Annotated in this window: 14 protein-coding genes; 4 read left to right on the forward strand and 10 right to left on the reverse strand. The window is 63.8% G+C overall.

The window, feature by feature from the left end:
* From LC092_RS15780 to LC092_RS15795, 4 genes are all read right to left on the reverse strand, one after another.
* On the reverse strand, positions 1-915 hold the full coding sequence (locus tag LC092_RS15780; protein ID WP_412103592.1) for an ABC transporter permease subunit: 915 nt from the start codon (positions 913-915) through the stop codon (positions 1-3).
* A 17-nt stretch (positions 916-932) separates the two neighbouring features.
* Complete coding sequence (locus tag LC092_RS15785; protein WP_224808138.1) at positions 933-1,940, reverse strand: ABC transporter permease subunit; 1,008 nt, start codon at positions 1,938-1,940, stop codon at positions 933-935.
* A 100-nt stretch (positions 1,941-2,040) separates the two neighbouring features.
* Positions 2,041-3,627 (reverse strand): ABC transporter substrate-binding protein, encoded by a 1,587-nt coding sequence (locus tag LC092_RS15790; RefSeq protein ID WP_224808139.1) that lies wholly within the window; start codon positions 3,625-3,627, stop codon positions 2,041-2,043.
* A 476-nt stretch (positions 3,628-4,103) separates the two neighbouring features.
* Positions 4,104-4,553 (reverse strand): helix-turn-helix domain-containing protein, encoded by a 450-nt coding sequence (locus tag LC092_RS15795; RefSeq protein WP_224808140.1) that lies wholly within the window; start codon positions 4,551-4,553, stop codon positions 4,104-4,106.
* A gap of 69 nt (positions 4,554-4,622) precedes the next feature.
* Here LC092_RS15795 and LC092_RS15800 point away from each other — a divergent pair, with 69 nt between their 5' ends.
* Complete coding sequence (locus tag LC092_RS15800; RefSeq protein WP_224808141.1) at positions 4,623-6,041, forward strand: MFS transporter; 1,419 nt, start codon at positions 4,623-4,625, stop codon at positions 6,039-6,041.
* A gap of 84 nt (positions 6,042-6,125) precedes the next feature.
* Here LC092_RS15800 and LC092_RS15805 read toward each other — a convergent pair whose 3' ends face one another.
* A complete protein-coding gene (locus LC092_RS15805) occupies positions 6,126-8,540 on the reverse strand; it encodes a mechanosensitive ion channel domain-containing protein (protein ID WP_224808142.1) in 2,415 nt (804 codons plus the stop codon).
* 380 nt (positions 8,541-8,920) lie between these two features.
* Here LC092_RS15805 and LC092_RS15810 point away from each other — a divergent pair, with 380 nt between their 5' ends.
* Positions 8,921-9,979 (forward strand): DUF2336 domain-containing protein, encoded by a 1,059-nt coding sequence (locus LC092_RS15810; protein WP_224808143.1) that lies wholly within the window; start codon positions 8,921-8,923, stop codon positions 9,977-9,979.
* A gap of 13 nt (positions 9,980-9,992) precedes the next feature.
* Here the strand turns inward: LC092_RS15810 and LC092_RS15815 are convergent, their stop codons facing one another.
* The 3 genes from LC092_RS15815 to fliI all read right to left on the reverse strand — a co-directional run bounded on the left by LC092_RS15815 (position 9,993) and on the right by fliI (position 12,544).
* Positions 9,993-10,436 (reverse strand): paraquat-inducible protein A, encoded by a 444-nt coding sequence (locus LC092_RS15815; protein WP_224808144.1) that lies wholly within the window; start codon positions 10,434-10,436, stop codon positions 9,993-9,995.
* Between the two features lie 337 nt (positions 10,437-10,773).
* Positions 10,774-11,190: a flagellar export protein FliJ gene (gene fliJ / locus LC092_RS15820; protein ID WP_224808145.1), complete on the reverse strand. Its 417-nt coding sequence runs from the start codon at positions 11,188-11,190 to the stop codon at positions 10,774-10,776.
* A 28-nt stretch (positions 11,191-11,218) separates the two neighbouring features.
* A complete protein-coding gene (gene fliI, locus LC092_RS15825; RefSeq protein ID WP_224808147.1) occupies positions 11,219-12,544 on the reverse strand; it encodes a flagellar protein export ATPase FliI in 1,326 nt (441 codons plus the stop codon).
* 507 nt (positions 12,545-13,051) lie between these two features.
* Between fliI and ctrA the strand changes: the two genes are divergently transcribed.
* Complete coding sequence (gene ctrA / locus LC092_RS15830; RefSeq protein WP_029059375.1) at positions 13,052-13,741, forward strand: response regulator transcription factor CtrA; 690 nt, start codon at positions 13,052-13,054, stop codon at positions 13,739-13,741.
* A gap of 227 nt (positions 13,742-13,968) precedes the next feature.
* Positions 13,969-14,424: a DsrE family protein gene (locus LC092_RS15835; RefSeq protein WP_224808149.1), complete on the forward strand. Its 456-nt coding sequence runs from the start codon at positions 13,969-13,971 to the stop codon at positions 14,422-14,424.
* 116 nt (positions 14,425-14,540) lie between these two features.
* On the opposite strand, the gene LC092_RS15840 is transcribed toward LC092_RS15835, so the two are convergent.
* Together LC092_RS15840 and LC092_RS15845 are read right to left on the reverse strand one after the other, a co-directional pair.
* Positions 14,541-15,404 carry a CheR family methyltransferase gene (locus LC092_RS15840; protein WP_224808151.1) on the reverse strand — a complete coding sequence of 288 codons (864 nt, stop codon included), beginning with the start codon at positions 15,402-15,404 and terminating at the stop codon, positions 14,541-14,543.
* On the reverse strand, positions 15,401-16,555 hold the full coding sequence (locus tag LC092_RS15845) for a protein-glutamate methylesterase/protein-glutamine glutaminase (RefSeq protein ID WP_263627166.1): 1,155 nt from the start codon (positions 16,553-16,555) through the stop codon (positions 15,401-15,403). Before LC092_RS15845 ends, LC092_RS15840 begins: the two co-directional genes overlap by 4 nt.
* Positions 16,556-16,639 lie beyond the last annotated feature (84 nt).

Consider the following 16,639-nt stretch of genomic DNA (forward strand, 5'->3'; position numbering starts at 1 on the left):
TCAGCTCCGCTTCAGCTTGGGATCGAGGGCGTCGCGCAGCCCGTCGCCGACGAGATTGATCGCCAGCACGGTGATCAGGATCGCAAGCCCCGGGAAGGTGACCACCCACCAGGCGCGCAGGATGAACTCGCGCGCTTCGGCAAGCATCGTGCCCCATTCCGGCGTCGGCGGCTGTGCGCCCATGCCGAGAAAGCCGAGCGCGGCGGCATCGAGGATCGCGTTGGAGAACGACAGCGTCCCCTGCACGATCAGTGGCGCCAGACAGTTCGGCAGGATCGTCTTGAACATCAGCCGCGTGTTGCCCGCACCTGCAAGCCTTGCGGCGACCACATAGTCGCGGGTGCGCTCGGTCAGCACCGCGGCCCGGGTCAGGCGCACGAAATGCGGCTGCAGCACGATGGCGATGGCGATCATCGCGTTCATCAGCCCGGGACCGAGCACGGCAACGAGCACGAGCGCGAGAAGCAGCGAGGGAAACGCGAGAATGACGTCCATCACCCGCATGATCACCGTGTCGACCCAGCCGCGGAAATAGCCCGCGATCACGCCGATGACGATGCCGCCGGTGAGCGCGATGCCGACGACGACGAGACCGATGAACAGAGAAAACCGCGCACCGAAGATCAGCCGCGAGAGCATGTCGCGCCCGACCGCGTCGGTGCCCAGCAGGAACATGGCGTTGCCCCCCTCCTGCCAGACCGGCGGGGTGAGGAAGAAGTCGCGATACTGCACGTCCGGGTCGTGCGGCGCGACCAGCGGCGCCGCCAGCGCCACAATCACCAGGGCGATGAAGACGACGAGACCGGCGACCGCGCCCCTGTTCTGCGAGAAGTAAAACCAGAATTCCGCCAGCATCTTGCGGGTGGCGTTGCGGCTCTCCGCGACGACGACGGCACTCTTGTCTGAAATGCTCATGGAGTGTGCCTCGGCGTTCAATTGTGACGAATGCGCGGATTGACCAGCCCGTAGAGCAGGTCGACCGTCAGGTTCACCACCATGACGATGGCGGCGATCATCAGCAGGCCGCCCTGCACGACCGGATAGTCGCGCCGCGCGATGCTGTCGACCATCCACTTGCCGATGCCGGGCCACGAGAAGATCGTTTCGGTCAGGATCGCGCCGGCGAGCAGCACCCCGACCTGCAGGCCGATGGTGGTGATCACCGGGATCAGGGCGTTGCGCAGCGCATGCATCCCCACCACGCGGAAGGGGGTCAGCCCCTTGGCGCGGGCCGTGCGCACATAGTCCTCGCCCAGAACCTCCAGCATGGCGGAGCGCGTCTGGCGCGCGATCACGGCAAGCGGAATGGTGGCAAGCACGATGGCCGGCAGGATGAGATGGCGGGCAGCGGAGGCAAAGGCGCCCTTTTGACCCGACAGCAGGCTGTCGATCAGCATGAAGCCGGTCGGCTGCGGAAAGAAGAACATCAAGGAGATGCGGCCCGAGACCGGCGTCCACTGCAGGATGCCGGAAAACAGGATGATCAGCAGCAGGCCCCACCAGAAGATCGGCATCGAGTAGCCGATGAGCGCAGTACCCATGATCGTCTGGTCGAAGAAGGAGCCGCGCTTGACCGCGGCGAAGATCCCCGCAGGGATCCCGATCGCGACGGCGAGAATGATGGCGCAAAGCGCCAGTTCCGCGGTCGCGGGAAACAGCGTGAAAAACTCTGTGACAACCGGCTTCTTGGTGACGATCGAGGTGCCGAGATCGCCCTGCAGCAACCCAACCAGATAGTCGAAATACTGCTCCCAGATCGGCCGGGAAAAGCCGAACTGCTCCATGAGCTGGTTGTAGCGTTCTTCGGTGATGCCACGTTCCCCGGCAAGCAGAAGCACGGGATCGCCGGGCAGAAGGCGAATAAATCCGAAAGCGACGATGGTGACACCGAGAAAGGTCGGCACCAGCAACGCCAGGCGTCCTATCAAAAAGCGGAACATGGGGTTCATCCAGACGCGCGCATCGGCCGGAACCGGCCGATGCGCTATGCTGCGAGGCGGTGCCGGACCCGCAGGTCACGGCACCGTTCGGCCCGTTGGCTTATTCGGCGATGTCGACGCCGTCGAACCAGTGACCGCCCAGCGGATCCATGACGTAGCCCGACACCTTGGTCGACATCGGCATGAACACCACCGAATGGGCGATGGTCGCCCAGGGGGCCTGCTCCTTGAAGATCACCTGGGCTTCTTCGTAGAGCTTGGTGCGCTCGCCCTTGTCGGCGATCGTCTTGGCCTTCTGGATCAGGTCCTCAAACGGCTGGTGGCACCACTGCGCGCGGTTGGAACCGCCAACGCCGTCGCAGCCGAGCAGCACGGCGAGGAAGTTGTCCGGATCGCCATTGTCACCGGTCCAGCCGAGGAGCACGGCGCCGTCGCGGTCCGTTTCCTTGGAGCGCTTGAGGTACTCGCCCCACTCGTAGGAGACGATCTCGACCTCGACGCCGACCTTGGCGAAATCCGCCTGGATCACTTCGGCCATGCGGCGCGCGTTCGGGTTGTAAGGACGCTGCACCGGCATCGCCCAGATCTTCATCTTGAGGTCCGTGACGCCGGCTTCCTCAAGCATCTTTTTCGCCGCTTCCGGATCGAACGCGTCGTCCTCGATGGCCTTGTTGTAGGACCACATCGTCGGCGGGATCGGGTTCTTGGCCGCCTGGCCGGCACCCTGGAACACGGCGTCGAGAATGGCCTGCTTGTTGATGGCCATGTTGAGCGCCTTGCGGACCTTCGGATTGTCGAAGGGCGCCATCTGGGTGTTATACGCCAGATAGCCGACGTTCAGGCCTTCCTGCTCCATCAGGGTCAGGTTGGCATCCGCCTTGATGTCGGCGATGTCGGCCGGTGCCGGATAGGGCGCGACATGACATTCGCCGGCCTTCAGCTTCTGCAGGCGCACCGAGGCATCGGTGGTGATGGCGAAGATCAGGTTGTCGATCGGCTGCTTGCCGCCCCAATAGTCGGCGAAGGCCTGATAACGGATGACCGCATCCTTCTGGTATCCGACGAACTGGAACGGGCCGGTGCCGACCGGAACCTGGTTCATCATCTCCATCTTGCCGTCAGCCTCGAGCGTGTCGGCATATTCGGCGGAAAGCACCGAGGCGAAGTCCATCGCCAGGTTGGCGAGCATCGGCGCTTCCGGGCGGTTCAGCACGAACTTGACCGTATAGTCGTCGACCTTGACGATCTCTTTCAGGAGATCCGGCATCGACATGCCGTTGAAATACTCCCAGGACGCGCCCGCCGTATAGGAGTGCCAGGCATGATCCTTGTCGAGCTGGCGACCGAAGGAATAGATCACGTCGTCAGCATTGAAGTCGCGGGTCGGGGCGAAACCGTCGACCGAATGGAACTTCACGCCCTTGCGCAGGTTGAAGGTGTACTCCAGCCCGTCCTCGGACACGCTCCAGCTTTCGGCGAGACCCGGGATCACCTCGGTTGTCCCGCGCTTGAATTCCACAAGGCGGTTGTAAACCGGCTTTGAAGAAGCGTCGAACGTCGTACCGGCCGTGTAAAGCGCAGTATCGAACCCTTCCGGCGAGCCTTCCGAGCAATAGACGAGGGTCTTTGCCGATGCAGCGGACACCGCGAACATGGCAAGACTGACGCCCATGAGTGCAATTTTCATGGTGCGGCGAATGATCATATTTAAATCTCCCATTTATTTTTTGGCCGATCCGAACGGACTTCATCCGCGTAAAAAGGACTTGTCCTGTTTCAAGGGCACGGCCTAGTGCGCACAATAGTGCCGCAATCCCGCCCATACAACAGAATTAGAATTTCTGAAATCGCTCAAATTTGGAATTTTTAACCTTCCCATGCGATCTAACGGAAACGATTACGCGCAATCCTGTCAGATACTACAATTTGGCATCGCGCACGAAAAAGCAGTCGGCCTTTAGCGTCACCACTGCCGCACTCGCACAGTCCCCAGAGATCCACCGCCTCCCGGACATCACGGTACAGGCAAACGGGGGACGTTGAACGCCTCCCGTGGCATGACCGATCTTCGCCTATCCCCGCGTCATCGACTGTCCCGGTGAAAGCGCCCGCTTCGGCCGGCGGTCTGGCGAGGGTGCCACCCGCCCGGCGGTCCGCATAAGGTCACCCCCCTCTCGCCGGCATCCGGATCGACTTGCCGGGTCCGGCTTTGCGCCTGCCGGTTGAGCGCGCCGCAAACGTCATGAGGCGCCGGAACTTCGGGCAGTCCATGTGGTTCTCCGCCGGGCACTCCGCCACGTGGCGCAAGGCATCGCGAAGCTGCGTCAATCCGCGGATCTGGTCGTCCAGCGCATCGGCGCGCAGATGCAGCTCCGCCCGCGGGACCTGGGGAGATCCGTCTTCGGAAAAAAGCGCCTTGATCTCCTCCAGCGAGAATCCGGCCATCTTTCCCAGCGAGATCAAGGCAAGGCGGGTCACGGCAGGCGTGTCGAACTGGCGCCGCAATCCCCGGCGCCCCACGGACTGGAGCAGCCCGATGTCCTCATAGTAGCGCAGCGTCGATGCCGGAACTCCGCTCAGTTTCGACAAGACGCCAATGTCGAGAAGTTTCATGCTTGACCTCAAGTTGACTTGAAGTGGCAGGTTAGCCGCCTCCTGACGTCAAACGCAAGAGGCTCCCCCATGACCGACACGCCCCGGACCCGCACATCGCCCCTCATCCTGCTCGCGCTCGCCTCAGCCACCTTGACCGCGGCGCTCGGAATCAGCATCGCCTCCGTCCTGCTGCCGACCCTGTCGCGAAGCTACGGCGCATCGGTCTCCCAGGTGCAGTGGGTCGTCCTCGCCTATCTGATGTCGATGACCGTGGCTGTCGTGTCAGCCGGCCGGCTCGGCGATACTTTCGGCCATCGCCGCGTGCTGTTGTCCGGGCTGGCCGTCTTTGTCGCGGGATCCCTTGCCTGCGCCACCGCGCCGGGGCTTGAGTGGTTGATCCTGGGCAGGGCGGTCCAGGGACTTGGCGCGGCGATCCTGATCGCGCTCCCCATGTCGATCGCGCGCGACATGTTTTCGACCGCGCGGCTCGGGACCTCGATGGGCGTGATTGCAACCATGTCGGCAATCGGCACCGCGCTCGGCCCCTCTGTGGGCGGTGCCTTGCTGGCCTGGGGAGACTGGCGGATGACCTTTCATCTCCTGGCCGGTGCCGGCCTCGTGACATTTGTCCTTGCGGCGGTATCCTTGGGCCCCGGCGTGGCACGCAGGCGCCCGACCGCACGGGAGATGGACATTCCCGGAACGTTTTTGTTGATGATCGCCGTTGCAGCCTATGCGCTGGCGACCAGCGGCGGAGCCGTCCGCCTCCCGGTGGGTCCGGCCGTGCTGATCCCTTTCGCCGCTCTCGCTGCCGTGGTGTTCGCGACGATCGAAACCCGCGTCGCGTCGCCGCTCGTGCCCATGCATCTGCTGCGCGACCGAAAGACCGGCATCGGTTTCGTGATGAACATGATCGTGGGAACGATCATGATGTCGACGCTGGTGATCGGCCCGTTCTTCCTGGCCTTCGCACTCGGACTGAACGAGGCGCTTGTCGGCCTGGTCATGGCGGTGGGTCCGGCGGTTGCATCGCTCGCCGGCATCCCCGCGGGGCGCCTGACGGACCGGCTTGGCGCAAAAAGGGTGGTTCGCATCGGCCTCGCCCAGATCGCGGTCGGTTTGCTGTGCCTGGCCGTCCTGCCGCGATACTTCGGCGTTGGCGGATATGTTGCCGCCCTGTTTACGCTGACGCCGGCATTCCAGCTCTTTCTGGCCGCCAACAACACAACGGTTTTGCTTGATGCCTCACCCGAACAGCGCGGCAGGTTGTCCGGCCTTCTCGGCCTGTCGCGCAACCTCGGTCTCATGACCGGCGCCTCGCTCATGCCGTCGGTATTCGTTGCCATCCTCGGGACGGGGGACGCCGCTCATGCCTCCGGCGACCGCGTCGCCCATGCCTTTTCGATGACCTTCACGGCCGCTGCGGGAGTTGCGCTCCTCGCTCTCGGCCTTGCCGCCTTCAGCCAGTCGGGGCGCGCGGCCGGCACCTCCGACCCGGCGCGATGACCGCAGCCGGCGCCGCAAGAGCGGATCGGCGCGCCCGAAACACAAACCGGGCGCGCCTGGGCTTGGCTCCCTTCGGAGCGGACCCTAGAGCTCGTCCTCGCCCTCAGGCATGTCCGAGCGCGAAGCGGGTGTGTTGCGGCCGGGCTTTTGCGGCTTGCGTCCGGCGCGCGCGCTGCCGTCCTCCAGTTTGGCAGGCTCCTCCTCCACGTCGGCGTCCGCCGCCGCCGGCGCTGCGGCCGAATGATAGGTGACCTGCGGGAAGGGAATCTCGATCCCGCGCTCGTCGAAAACCGTCTTGACGTGCTCGTTGTAGGCGCGACCGATCGCCCATTGCGTGCCCGGAGTGGTCTTGATGCGCGCACGCACGGTGATCGCGCTGTCGCCGAACATGGTCACGCCATGCATTTCCAGCGGCTCCAGGATATCGGCCCCCAGATCGCCTTCCTTGAGCCGGTCGAAGGCCACATGCATCGCCATTTTGACTTCGGAAATGTCGCTGTCGTAGGCAACGCCGATCGCCGCGACATGATAGGCGTAATCCCGCATGAAGTTTGCCACACGGTCCACCGTGGAGAAGGGGATCACATGCGCCGTGCCGTCGAGGTCGCGCAGGCAAACCGAGCGGATTGTGAGCTTTTCCACCACGCCGGTCACGCCGCCGAGTGTGACCACGTCGCCTTCGTTCATCGCGTTTTCGAGCTGGATGAACGCGCCGGTGATGATGTCCTGAACAAGCTTCTGCGAGCCGAAGGAGATCGCCAGACCGAAGACACCGGCACCGGCAATGAGCGGGCCGATGTTGACCCCGATCTCCGACAGCGCCAGCAGCGACGCCATCACCACCAGGATGATTGAAAAGGCGTTCCGGAACAGGCCGAACAGGGTCTTTTCCCGCGAGGTCGGTAGGCGCCCGCGCGGATTGAGCCGGAGATCGATCCAGGACATCACCGACAGCCAGATCAGGAAGGAGATCAGCAGGACGATGCCCGCCGACAGGGCGCGGCCGATCCAGTCCTGCCCGTCGGAGGAAGCCGACCAGTTCAGCACGTCGATGGCGCCCCAGGCCTGCAGGATGGCAAGCACGACACCGACGAACACGCCGAAGCGCAGGATCGCGAGCATCCTGGGAATGAAGGCGTTGAGCCGGCGCTCCAGAAGCGGAAGCCGCGCATGCACATTGGACGGCAGACGCACGCCGCCGGTGATCGTACGCGTCAGGGCGAGCGAGACCAGCGTCCCGATCATCACCGCAAGCACCGAATAGACGGACGCGCGGATCATGAAGGTCGTGGCATCGAACGGACGGGCGAGCCACACGGTCAGCAGCAAGAGCACATAGAAGATCGCCAAAAGGTGCCAACTGCGCGCAACCAGCTCGATCGCGCCGGAGGCGACCACATTCGTGCGGTCCGAGGCATATTCCAGGATCCGGTCCCGCGTCGCCTTGCGGTTAAGCAGGATGGCCACGATCGCCATGAACACGCTGGTCAGAACGATCATCATCCTGAGCGAGTTCGCAAGCAGGAAGGACAGGTTGGTCGACACCAGCGGCACGACGACCATCGTGCCGTAGACAAGCACGTTGAAGATCGCGAACAGCCAGCGACGCCAGTAAAGCGCCTGGGCATCGTCCAGCGGCACGAGACGCAGCGCGGAAAATTTCGGGCTGAGCGCGAAGCGGGTGCTGACCTTCGCGATCTGGACGAAGAAGAACGCGTTCAGGAACAGCGATTCGACAAGTTCGACCCGACGCGTTTCCGCACCCGTCAGCACTGCGGTGACGTAACCGACGCCCAGCGCGATCGCCACCACCACAGCCTCGCTGAGGGCACGGGCAAACAACAGACTCACGCGCTTGACAATGGTTGCCTTTTCCGCGCCGACCACCAGCCGGGCGAAGACCCGGTCCGCCAGCTTGCGAAGGAACAACAGGGTCGCGAAGACGACGAGACCGAGAAGCAACAGCTGCAGCGCGATCCCCTGTACGACCTTCCAGTCCGCACCCAGACTGGAAGACAGCCCCGCCGGCAGGTTGGCAAAAGGACGCCGGATCTTCTGGAGAAAGCCGATACCCTCGTCGATCAGATTCTCGGTGAAGGTCGCGATGCGCACCGCAATATGCGGCGCCTCGGCCGCGTCTTTATCGCCAGCCTGGTCGCCCTCGGCGGGCGGCGCGTCGGATGGCGGGGCGTCGGACGGCTGGGCGTCGGATGTCTGCGCCGTGGCCGAGGGTGTCGCGCCGCCGCTGGCCGCATCCGGGGCCGGCGCACCCGCCTCCCGGCCGAGGTAGTCGATCAGCGCCTGACGTGCGCCCGGGTCCTGCAGCAGCCGGAGCAGGGCCTCGGCGCCTTCGGCCGGCGTCGCGGACGTCGCCGGCGCGTTTGCCGCCCCGCCGACCGTGGCCTGCGCGGGGTCTTGCGACTGTGCGGCGGCGGGTCCCGGACCGGCAAGAGCGGCGAGCAGAACGCACAAAAAGGCGACGAAGCGAAAACGCTGCATAACAACTCCCAGAAGAGACACCGGCGGCCATCGCGACCAACCGGCAGACGTGTCTTTTGCGCCATCCGCAGGTGACGATCGCATGCCGGCAGCTTTCAAGGCCATCGGGAAACCTGAAATCCTGCGCCTCCGGCCTGCACCGAACCGGCCAAAAGGAAACCGGGTTCGGCAATGCGGCGTCGGCTGCGCCCTCTACTACCTATCGATCTGGTCTTTCGCGTCAACCGACGGCCAATTGGAAATGAGCAATTGAAGCAGTTGAAAATGGTGGTTTTACAGATGAGATCGCCCCGCGCGACGACCAGCGGATGCAGTAAAAAAGCCTTCAACCGATTGGTAACAGGCTGTGTGCAATATGGGATTGGACAAAGGAAGGTTTGATGCTCCGCGATCTGCTCGAGCTCGCACGCAATCCGTCGATGAAGGCGCGTGGCCAATTGCTGCAGCGCGTCGCGGACCTGTTTCTGGAGCGCGTCGGCTATCACAGCGAGGCGGAGCTCGAGCTGTTTTGCGAAATCATCATGAAGCTGCTCGACGGCAGCGAAACCGAGGAGCGCGCCCGTCTGTCCAAGCGGATGGCGCCCTGGCACGACACGCCGAACAAGATCGCCTATCGGCTTGCCAGTGACGAGATCCTCGTCGCCGCACCGATGCTAGAACTCAGTCCCAGTCTCAGCGAGCACGACCTTTTGAAACTGGCCCGGCGCATGCCGCAGGCGCATCTGGTTGCCCTGGCCAAACGGGCCGACATGCCGTGCCGCCTCTCCGATACGCTCGTGGAGCGCGGCAGCACAAAAGTGTGGCGCGAGATGGCCGGAAACCGGAACAGCACCTTCTCGGAATGGGCCTTGCGCGCCCTAGCCAAGCGCTCGATCTCGGATGCTCCGCTGCGGGAGAAGATGGGCGCACGAACCGATCTCACCCCGCTGATCTGCGAGTGGCTGATCCCCCATGTCAACGCGTCGACCCGCGTGCGGCTGGAAGCGATCATGAGCGGCTCCGATCCGCAGGACCTGACCGCACCGGACGCCGTGCGCCAGGACATGCGCCGCCGCCTGAACGTCTTTCTGGAGACATCAAACGTCAACGAGCTGGAAAAGCTGGTGCGCGAGGGCGAATACCGCATCGGCACCATCGTTCTCGTGTTGCTGGCGGAGGGACGCACCCAGGACGCCTTCGAGTTGCTCGCCCGCCAGACCCGGCATCCGGTGAAAGCGGTGCAGCGGGCGGTGTTCCAGGCCGGGATCGACGAGCTCATCAACCTGTGCCACAGCGCCGAACTGCCCGACCAGGTGTTCCTGGCGCTCGCGCATCTGCGCTGCAAGCACCTGCGCATTCCCGAAACCCAGGCGGTGCGCTGGCTCGACGCTTTCCGCCGCACCGCGCCCGAGCCGCCGCTGCGGGCGGAACCTCCGGGGCCACGCAAACCGGCGCAATAGGCGGCAGAAGCCCCTACCGCCCGCCCTGCTCCGCGAGCCACGCCCCGAATGCCGTGAGAAGCGTCGCCGCCCCGTAAAACCACATCCCCGGCAGGCTTGCCGCTTGCGCCAGTCCCGTCGTCTTGGCGGCGAACACGACGAGCGCGACAAGCATCACATCCATCATCGACCACCGTCCGAGCGCATGCAGCAGCGACGACCCCGCGCCGGCACGCCCCATCACCGCCGCGACATGCAGCGCGATCAGCTTGATCGCCGGGAACACGATCGAGAAGGCCGCGATCAGGCCGGCGAGCAACCGCTCCTCCTCCGCCCAAAGCCCGGTGACGACCTGCAGCAGCGTCGGGCGGTCGACGAAGAAATACAGCCGCTCCAGCTCCAGCAGGGGCAAGGTCAGCCCGAGCACGAAACTGGCGGTTGCCAGCGGCAGGATCAGAGATAGAACTGCAAGCCGCACCGCGCATCCTCTTCGTTTTGCCCCATGATTTGCCCCGAGAGTTGGCCAGGCATCGCAGGTTTCCCGCCACGCCGGGCTCCCGCCGCCGGCAGTGACGAGGCAACGCCGGTCGACAGTCCTTGCATAGGACGTCGCTGCGCGATTGCCAACGTGGAAGCGGGCGCACAGGCATTCCGAAACGAAACCGGGGGAGCAGGGGGCGCGCCGGCGATCAGGCGCGCAAGGGCCAGATGCCACGGGCAACGGCCAAGAGGCAGACAAAGGCGCGGGCAAAGGGGCGGGACGCGCGAAAGCCGGGCAGCCAATCGGGCCCGGCGTTTCCGCAATCGGGGTCGCCTCAGCTCTTGTGCTGGGCGTGACGCCGCGCGGCGATCTCGTCGAGCTCTTCCTGCTCGCTGGCCTCGCGCTCGGCGCGGTCGCGGATTTGGTCGCGTTCTTCCAGCAGCTCGAATTTCTTCAGCTCTTCCAGGGCTTCACGCAGATCCTCGCGCGCCGCCTCGAGCTGGCCACCCAGCTCGTCGGCCGAATTCAGCAGGTTGTCCCGGCGCTGCGCCGCCGCCTTGGCAAAGGTCGGATAGGCAAAATGCCCTTCGTCGGTGATCCCGACGCGTTCCTGCTCGGCTGCGATCTGGTCGTCGAGCTCCTGCGCCATCCGCTTGAACTCGTCCACCATCGCCTCGATCTGCGCCAGTTGCCGGCGACGCTCGTCCACCTGAAACTGCTTCAGACGAATCAGACTCTCACGCGACTTCATTACTCAAAACTCCCTTTTCACGGACAGATTACGCGAGAGTCATTTCCAAAAGGTTGGCGAGTTCGGCATAACCCGCTTCAAGCGATGTCGCCTCGCCCTTGCCCTGGGCCAGGAAGGTTTCCAGCGGCTCATGGCGGCGGATCGCCTCGTCCACCACCGCATCGGAGCCCCGCCGGTAGGCTCCGAGACGAATGAGCTCTTCCATGTCGGCATAGGTCGACATCAACTGCCTCGCCTTGCGCAGCACGGGTTCGGCTTCGTCCGGAACGCAGCGCGGCATGGTGCGCGAGACGGATTTGAGCACATTGATCGCCGGATAGCGCCCGCGCTCCGCAATCGCCCGTTCCATGACGATATGCCCGTCGAGAATGCCGCGCACCGCATCCGCCACCGGCTCGTTGTGATTGTCGCCCTCGACCAGCACCGTGAACAGCCCCGTGATGGTCCCCGTTCCGGCCCGCCCGGGACCCGCGCGCTCCAGAAGCCGCGGCAACTCGGTGAATACCGTCGGCGTATAGCCCTTGGACGCCGGCGGCTCGCCGATCGACAGGCCGATCTCGCGCTGGGCCATGGCGAAGCGGGTGACGGAATCCATCATGCACATCACGTTCTTGCCGGCATCGCGGAAATGTTCGGCGACCGTCAGAGTCATATAGGCCGCCTGGCGGCGCATCAGCACGCTCTCGTCCGAAGTTGCGACCACCACGACGCTGCGTGCTAGGCCTTCCGGCCCCAGATCGTCCTCGATGAACTCCTGGACCTCGCGGCCGCGTTCGCCGATCAGTCCGATCACCGCCACATCCGCCGCCATGTTGCGCGCGATCATCGACATGAGAACGGACTTTCCGACGCCCGAGCCGGCGAAAATGCCCATCCGCTGCCCCTGGCAGCAGGTAACGAAGGTGTTGAGCGCCCGCACGCCGAGATCGAGCGGCGGGCCGACCCGGCCGCGCTCGTTGGCCGGCGGCGGTGTGGAGCGCAGGCGCCGGCCAACCCCGCCGCCGGGAAGCGGTCCCTTGCCGTCGATCGGCTCGCCCATGGCATTCACGACCCGCCCGAGCCAGCCGTCGCCCGGATAGGCGAGACACTCGCGCGCGGCCAGAACCGCCCGACAGCCCATGCGCACGCCCTCAAGGCCGGCAAACGGCATGCACAAGGCACGCCCGTCGCGAAATCCGACGACCTCCGCCGGCACCGGACTTCCGCCCTCCCCGCTTTCCACAGCCAGCAGCGCACCGACGCTCATCTCGTGGATCGGGCCGGCGACTTCCAGGAGGAGACCCTGCACGGAGACGACCCGGCCGAACACCTCGGCCGACATCAGCGCCTCGATTTCCGCAAAGAGTGGTTCCATCTCTTTAGCCGGCCTCCTCGCCGTAACAGGCAAAACCCGCGCAAGTGTGAACGCCCGGACACGTTTCGGCAATTCCGGGAAAGCGGTAATCTTCCGCGGGATCCCGCCGTTTTCGCGGCCCGGCACGCCAATCGTTAACACGCCCTATCCGAACAATATGCATCAAGGTAACGTATCGTTTACGAGTTTGGTTAATCTTGATCGTGAGGGCGTTTTGGATGGTGAGCCGTTCTGAGGCCCGTGCCCGGCGTAGAGGTTGAGTCGCATGAGTCGGTTCGTCCGGCTTGTTAATGTGAAACTTGAAGATTTAGCGGAAAGAATTTCCACCGGATTTTCAAGGAATTGGGAAAGTTTCCCAATCTGGCCTCATCGGTGCTTGCAGGTGTGAATCAGAATTTGTTAACCATTGTCTCACAGAGTGAGTCGAGGGTTAATCCACAGTCCTTCGCACCGGGAGCGTATCCGCCGGCGCGGCTTGCCCAGGATAGGCAAACATAGGGGATTGGCATGCGTGTCCTGTTGATCGAGGATGACAGCGCCACGGCGCAGAGCATCGAACTGATGCTCAAGTCAGAAAACTTCAACGTCTATACGACGGATCTTGGCGAGGAAGGTATCGACCTCGGCAAACTCTACGACTACGACATCATCATGTTGGATCTCAATCTTCCCGATATGTCGGGTTACGAGGTTCTGCGGACGTTGCGCGTGGCGAAGGTAAAGACTCCGATCCTCATCCTCTCCGGCCTGGCCGGGATAGAGGACAAGGTTCGCGGTCTTGGGTTCGGCGCAGACGATTACATGACCAAGCCGTTCCACAAGGACGAGCTTGTCGCGCGCATTCATGCGATTGTGCGCCGCTCCAAGGGCCATGCACAGTCGGTCATCACGACCGGCGATCTTGTGGTCAATCTGGACACCAAGACGGTGGAGGTATCCGGTCAGCGGGTGCATCTGACCGGCAAGGAGTACCAGATGCTCGAACTGCTCTCCCTGCGCAAGGGAACCACGCTCACCAAGGAGATGTTCCTGAACCATCTCTACGGCGGCATGGACGAGCCGGAGCTCAAGATTATCGACGTCTTCATCTGCAAGCTTCGCAAGAAGCTCGCCGCGGCGACGTCGGGAAAAAACTATATCGAGACTGTCTGGGGCCGCGGCTACGTGCTGCGCGAGCCCGAGGAGAAAGCCGCCTGAGGGCAGCATTCCCCCGGTCGGCTCCTGGTTGTCGCTATTGGAAAGGCCCCGCTCCGGCGGGGTCTTGCCGTTTCGGCCGGGCCCGATCGCAACTGGTGGCTCCATGGTGCCGACGCAAAGACCGGCGGACGTGCCCGAATTGTCCAGGCGTATTTGACACATCTCAAGGCTGCCTGACCTGCTGCTTCCTATTGTTTCAGAATCTTGAAACCAAAAGGAAGATTGCAATGTCGAGACTGACCGCCATCGTGTTGGCGATCCTCATGGCCATGGTTTTGTCGGTTCCGGTGGCAAGCGCTGAGACGGACAAGACCGCCGGGCTCTTCGTCAATCTGACGAGCGACGACACATGGGGCGCCGCCAAGGCCATTTCATTCGCTCACCAGCGTGTTCTCAAGGGCGGCCATTCGCCGGTTGCCATCTGGCTGAACGTACGCGGGGTCTATCTGGCGGACAAGAAACGGCCGTCGCACGTGCATGGCCTGATGCGCTCTCAAAACCTCTCGATCCAGGACATGTTGACCGCCTTCATGGCGGATGGCGGACGCGTGATCATGTGCGCAGCCTGTTCAAAGGCGGCCGGCCTAACTCTTGAGGACTATATCGACGGCGTCGAGATGGGGTCTTGGACTCTGGTGGAAAGCCTGCTGTTCGATCCGGCGGTCAAAACGCTCTCCTGGTAGCCAAGGGTCGGCAATCTCCGCCAGCGGAGCCGGGGTGACGTGCAATGCAATACGGCCGGCGTAAGAACGCCGGCCGTTGATATGTCGAGAAACGGTCCCGATCGAAACACACACACTCAGCCGGCGGCGGAAAACCTGTTGCGCACAGCCGTGACGCCCATCTGGCCGGCCGTTGCCGTTTGATACAGGCCGCGGTGGTCGGGAACGGGACGGAAGGCATCGGTCAGTCCGACGACCGTCTCCGCCGCACCAAGCACCAGATAGCCGTCGCTCGGCATCTGCTTCGCCATGCGCTGCAGCACATCGACCTTGGTCGGCTGGTCGAAATAGATCAGCACGTTACGGCAGAAGAGAATGTCGAAGGTGCCAAGCGTGGAAAAGCTCTCCAGCAGATTGAGCTTGCGCCACTGCACCATCGCGCGGATGTCCGGATTGACCTGCCAGAGGTCGCCCTTCTGGGTGAAGTATTTCAGCAGCATCTGGATCGGCAGGCCGCGCTGGACCTCGAACTGGCTGTAGATGCCGTTGCGCGCCTTGTCCAGAACCTCGCTCGACAGGTCGGTGCCGAGGATCTCGACGCGAAAGCCGCCGACCTTCTGGGCTTCTTCCTTCAGACAGATCGCCAGCGAATAGGGTTCCTGACCGGTGGAGGCGGCCGCGCACCAGATGCGGATCGTGCGCCGGTCGGCCCGCGCCTTCAGCATCGCCGGCAACATCGTCTCGCGGAAATGCTTGAACGGCGTGGTGTCGCGGAAAAAGAAGGATTCATTCGTGGTCATCGCCTCGACCACGTCGGACGCGATCTGCGTCGCGCCGGGCCGCTGCATCGCCTGAACGAGTTCGGACAGGCCGGCAAAGCCATGCCGGCGCGCGACCGGAAGCAGCCGGCTTTCCACAAGGTACTGTTTCTCGTTGCTCAGCACGAGCCCGGACTGGGATTTCAGGTACTGCTTGAGATACTCGAACTGGGACGCAATCACCTGAGACCTCCACTCAACAAACTGACGACCTTCGGCCCGATCCTGGAGATCGGGAGAATGTCGCTACACAAACCCGTGTGGGCCGCTGCTCCAGGCATGCCCCAGACGACGCTGCTGGCTTCGTCCTGGGCAATAATGCTTCCGCCACCTGCGGAGATCGTCCGCACGCCGTTGGCGCCGTCATGGCCCATGCCGGTCAAAACGATCGCAAGCGTTGCCGAGCCGAAGACCTTGGCCACGCTGTCGAACAGGGGATCGACGGCCGGCTTGCAGAAGTTGATCGGCGGCCCGTCCTCCAGACAGGCGACCGGCTGGCCGCCGTCCTTTTTCAAGATCATGTGCTTGCCGCCCGGCGCGACGTAGATATGGCCGGGCTTGAGCACCTCGCCGTCCTCGGCTTCCTTCGCCGGACGCATCGCCGCCTTTGCAAGATGCTCGGCCAGGATCGCCGTGAAGGTCGGCGGCATGTGCTGTGTCACCACGACGGGCACGTCGCGGATCGCCGTTCCGATCTCGCTGAGCACCTGCTGCAAGGCCTGCGGACCGCCGGTCGAGGATCCGATCGCGACGATGCGCGGCTTGACGTTCGAATAGGGCCGCGTTTTCAGCGCCGGCTTCGCGGCGACCGGAGCCGGCGCCGCCGCCATGCGGCTGTAGCCTTGCGCGGCGGTGGCCGCGCGCGAGACCGGCATCTGCGACACCGTCTGGCCGGCGCTCGTCTGCGCACGCATCTGGCGACCGCCGAGCGGGCGCGATGCCCTGCGGCGTTCGCCGAGCGCCTTGATCTTCTCGATCAGCTCGCGCCGGAAATCGACGGAGGTGGTGACCTCGCTGGTGGATTCCGGCTTGGGGACATAGTCCTGCGCCCCGAGCGAGAGCGCCCGCAGGCTGATTTCCGCGTTGCGCCGCGTCAGCGTCGAGGCCATCACGACGATTAGGTCGCGTTTCTTCTTCAGCATCAGAGGAAGGGCGGTGAGACCGTCCATCTCCGGCATCTCGATGTCGAGAACGACGACATCGGGATTGCTCCGTTCAATATCATCGACGGCGAGCTTGCCGTTGCGGTGCGAGGCGACGAGATGCAGGGCCGGGTCTGCCTCGACCCAGCGGCTGAGCAGTCCGCGAATGACCACGGAATCGTCCACGACCATGACGCGGACACGATCCGGGTTGGCGCCGCCTTGTGGAAGCGACGCAGATGGAGAAGCGATCATGTAACGGACCCCGCAAGGGTG

Origin of the sequence: Stappia stellulata, from assembly GCF_020176715.1 — a bacterium.
Taxonomy (GTDB): Bacteria; Pseudomonadota; Alphaproteobacteria; order Rhizobiales; family Stappiaceae; genus Stappia.

Excerpts from the sequence above, each read along its gene's own strand:
- fliI (WP_224808147.1), bottom strand. The coding sequence starts at position 12,544 with ATGGAACCACTCTTTGCGGAAATCGAGGCGCTGATGTCGGCCGAGGTG.
- ctrA (WP_029059375.1), top strand. The coding sequence starts at position 13,052 with ATGCGTGTCCTGTTGATCGAGGATGACAGCGCCACGGCGCAGAGCATC.
- LC092_RS15790 (WP_224808139.1), bottom strand. The coding sequence starts at position 3,627 with ATGAAAATTGCACTCATGGGCGTCAGTCTTGCCATGTTCGCGGTGTCC.
- LC092_RS15835 (WP_224808149.1), top strand. The coding sequence starts at position 13,969 with ATGTCGAGACTGACCGCCATCGTGTTGGCGATCCTCATGGCCATGGTT.
- LC092_RS15810 (WP_224808143.1), top strand. The coding sequence starts at position 8,921 with ATGCTCCGCGATCTGCTCGAGCTCGCACGCAATCCGTCGATGAAGGCG.
- fliJ (WP_224808145.1), bottom strand. The coding sequence starts at position 11,190 with ATGAAGTCGCGTGAGAGTCTGATTCGTCTGAAGCAGTTTCAGGTGGAC.
- LC092_RS15785 (WP_224808138.1), bottom strand. The coding sequence starts at position 1,940 with ATGTTCCGCTTTTTGATAGGACGCCTGGCGTTGCTGGTGCCGACCTTT.
- LC092_RS15795 (WP_224808140.1), bottom strand. The coding sequence starts at position 4,553 with ATGAAACTTCTCGACATTGGCGTCTTGTCGAAACTGAGCGGAGTTCCG.
- LC092_RS15800 (WP_224808141.1), top strand. The coding sequence starts at position 4,623 with ATGACCGACACGCCCCGGACCCGCACATCGCCCCTCATCCTGCTCGCG.
- LC092_RS15805 (WP_224808142.1), bottom strand. The coding sequence starts at position 8,540 with ATGCAGCGTTTTCGCTTCGTCGCCTTTTTGTGCGTTCTGCTCGCCGCT.
- LC092_RS15845 (WP_263627166.1), bottom strand. The coding sequence starts at position 16,555 with ATGGTCGTGGACGATTCCGTGGTCATTCGCGGACTGCTCAGCCGCTGG.
- LC092_RS15780 (WP_412103592.1), bottom strand. The coding sequence starts at position 915 with ATGAGCATTTCAGACAAGAGTGCCGTCGTCGTCGCGGAGAGCCGCAAC.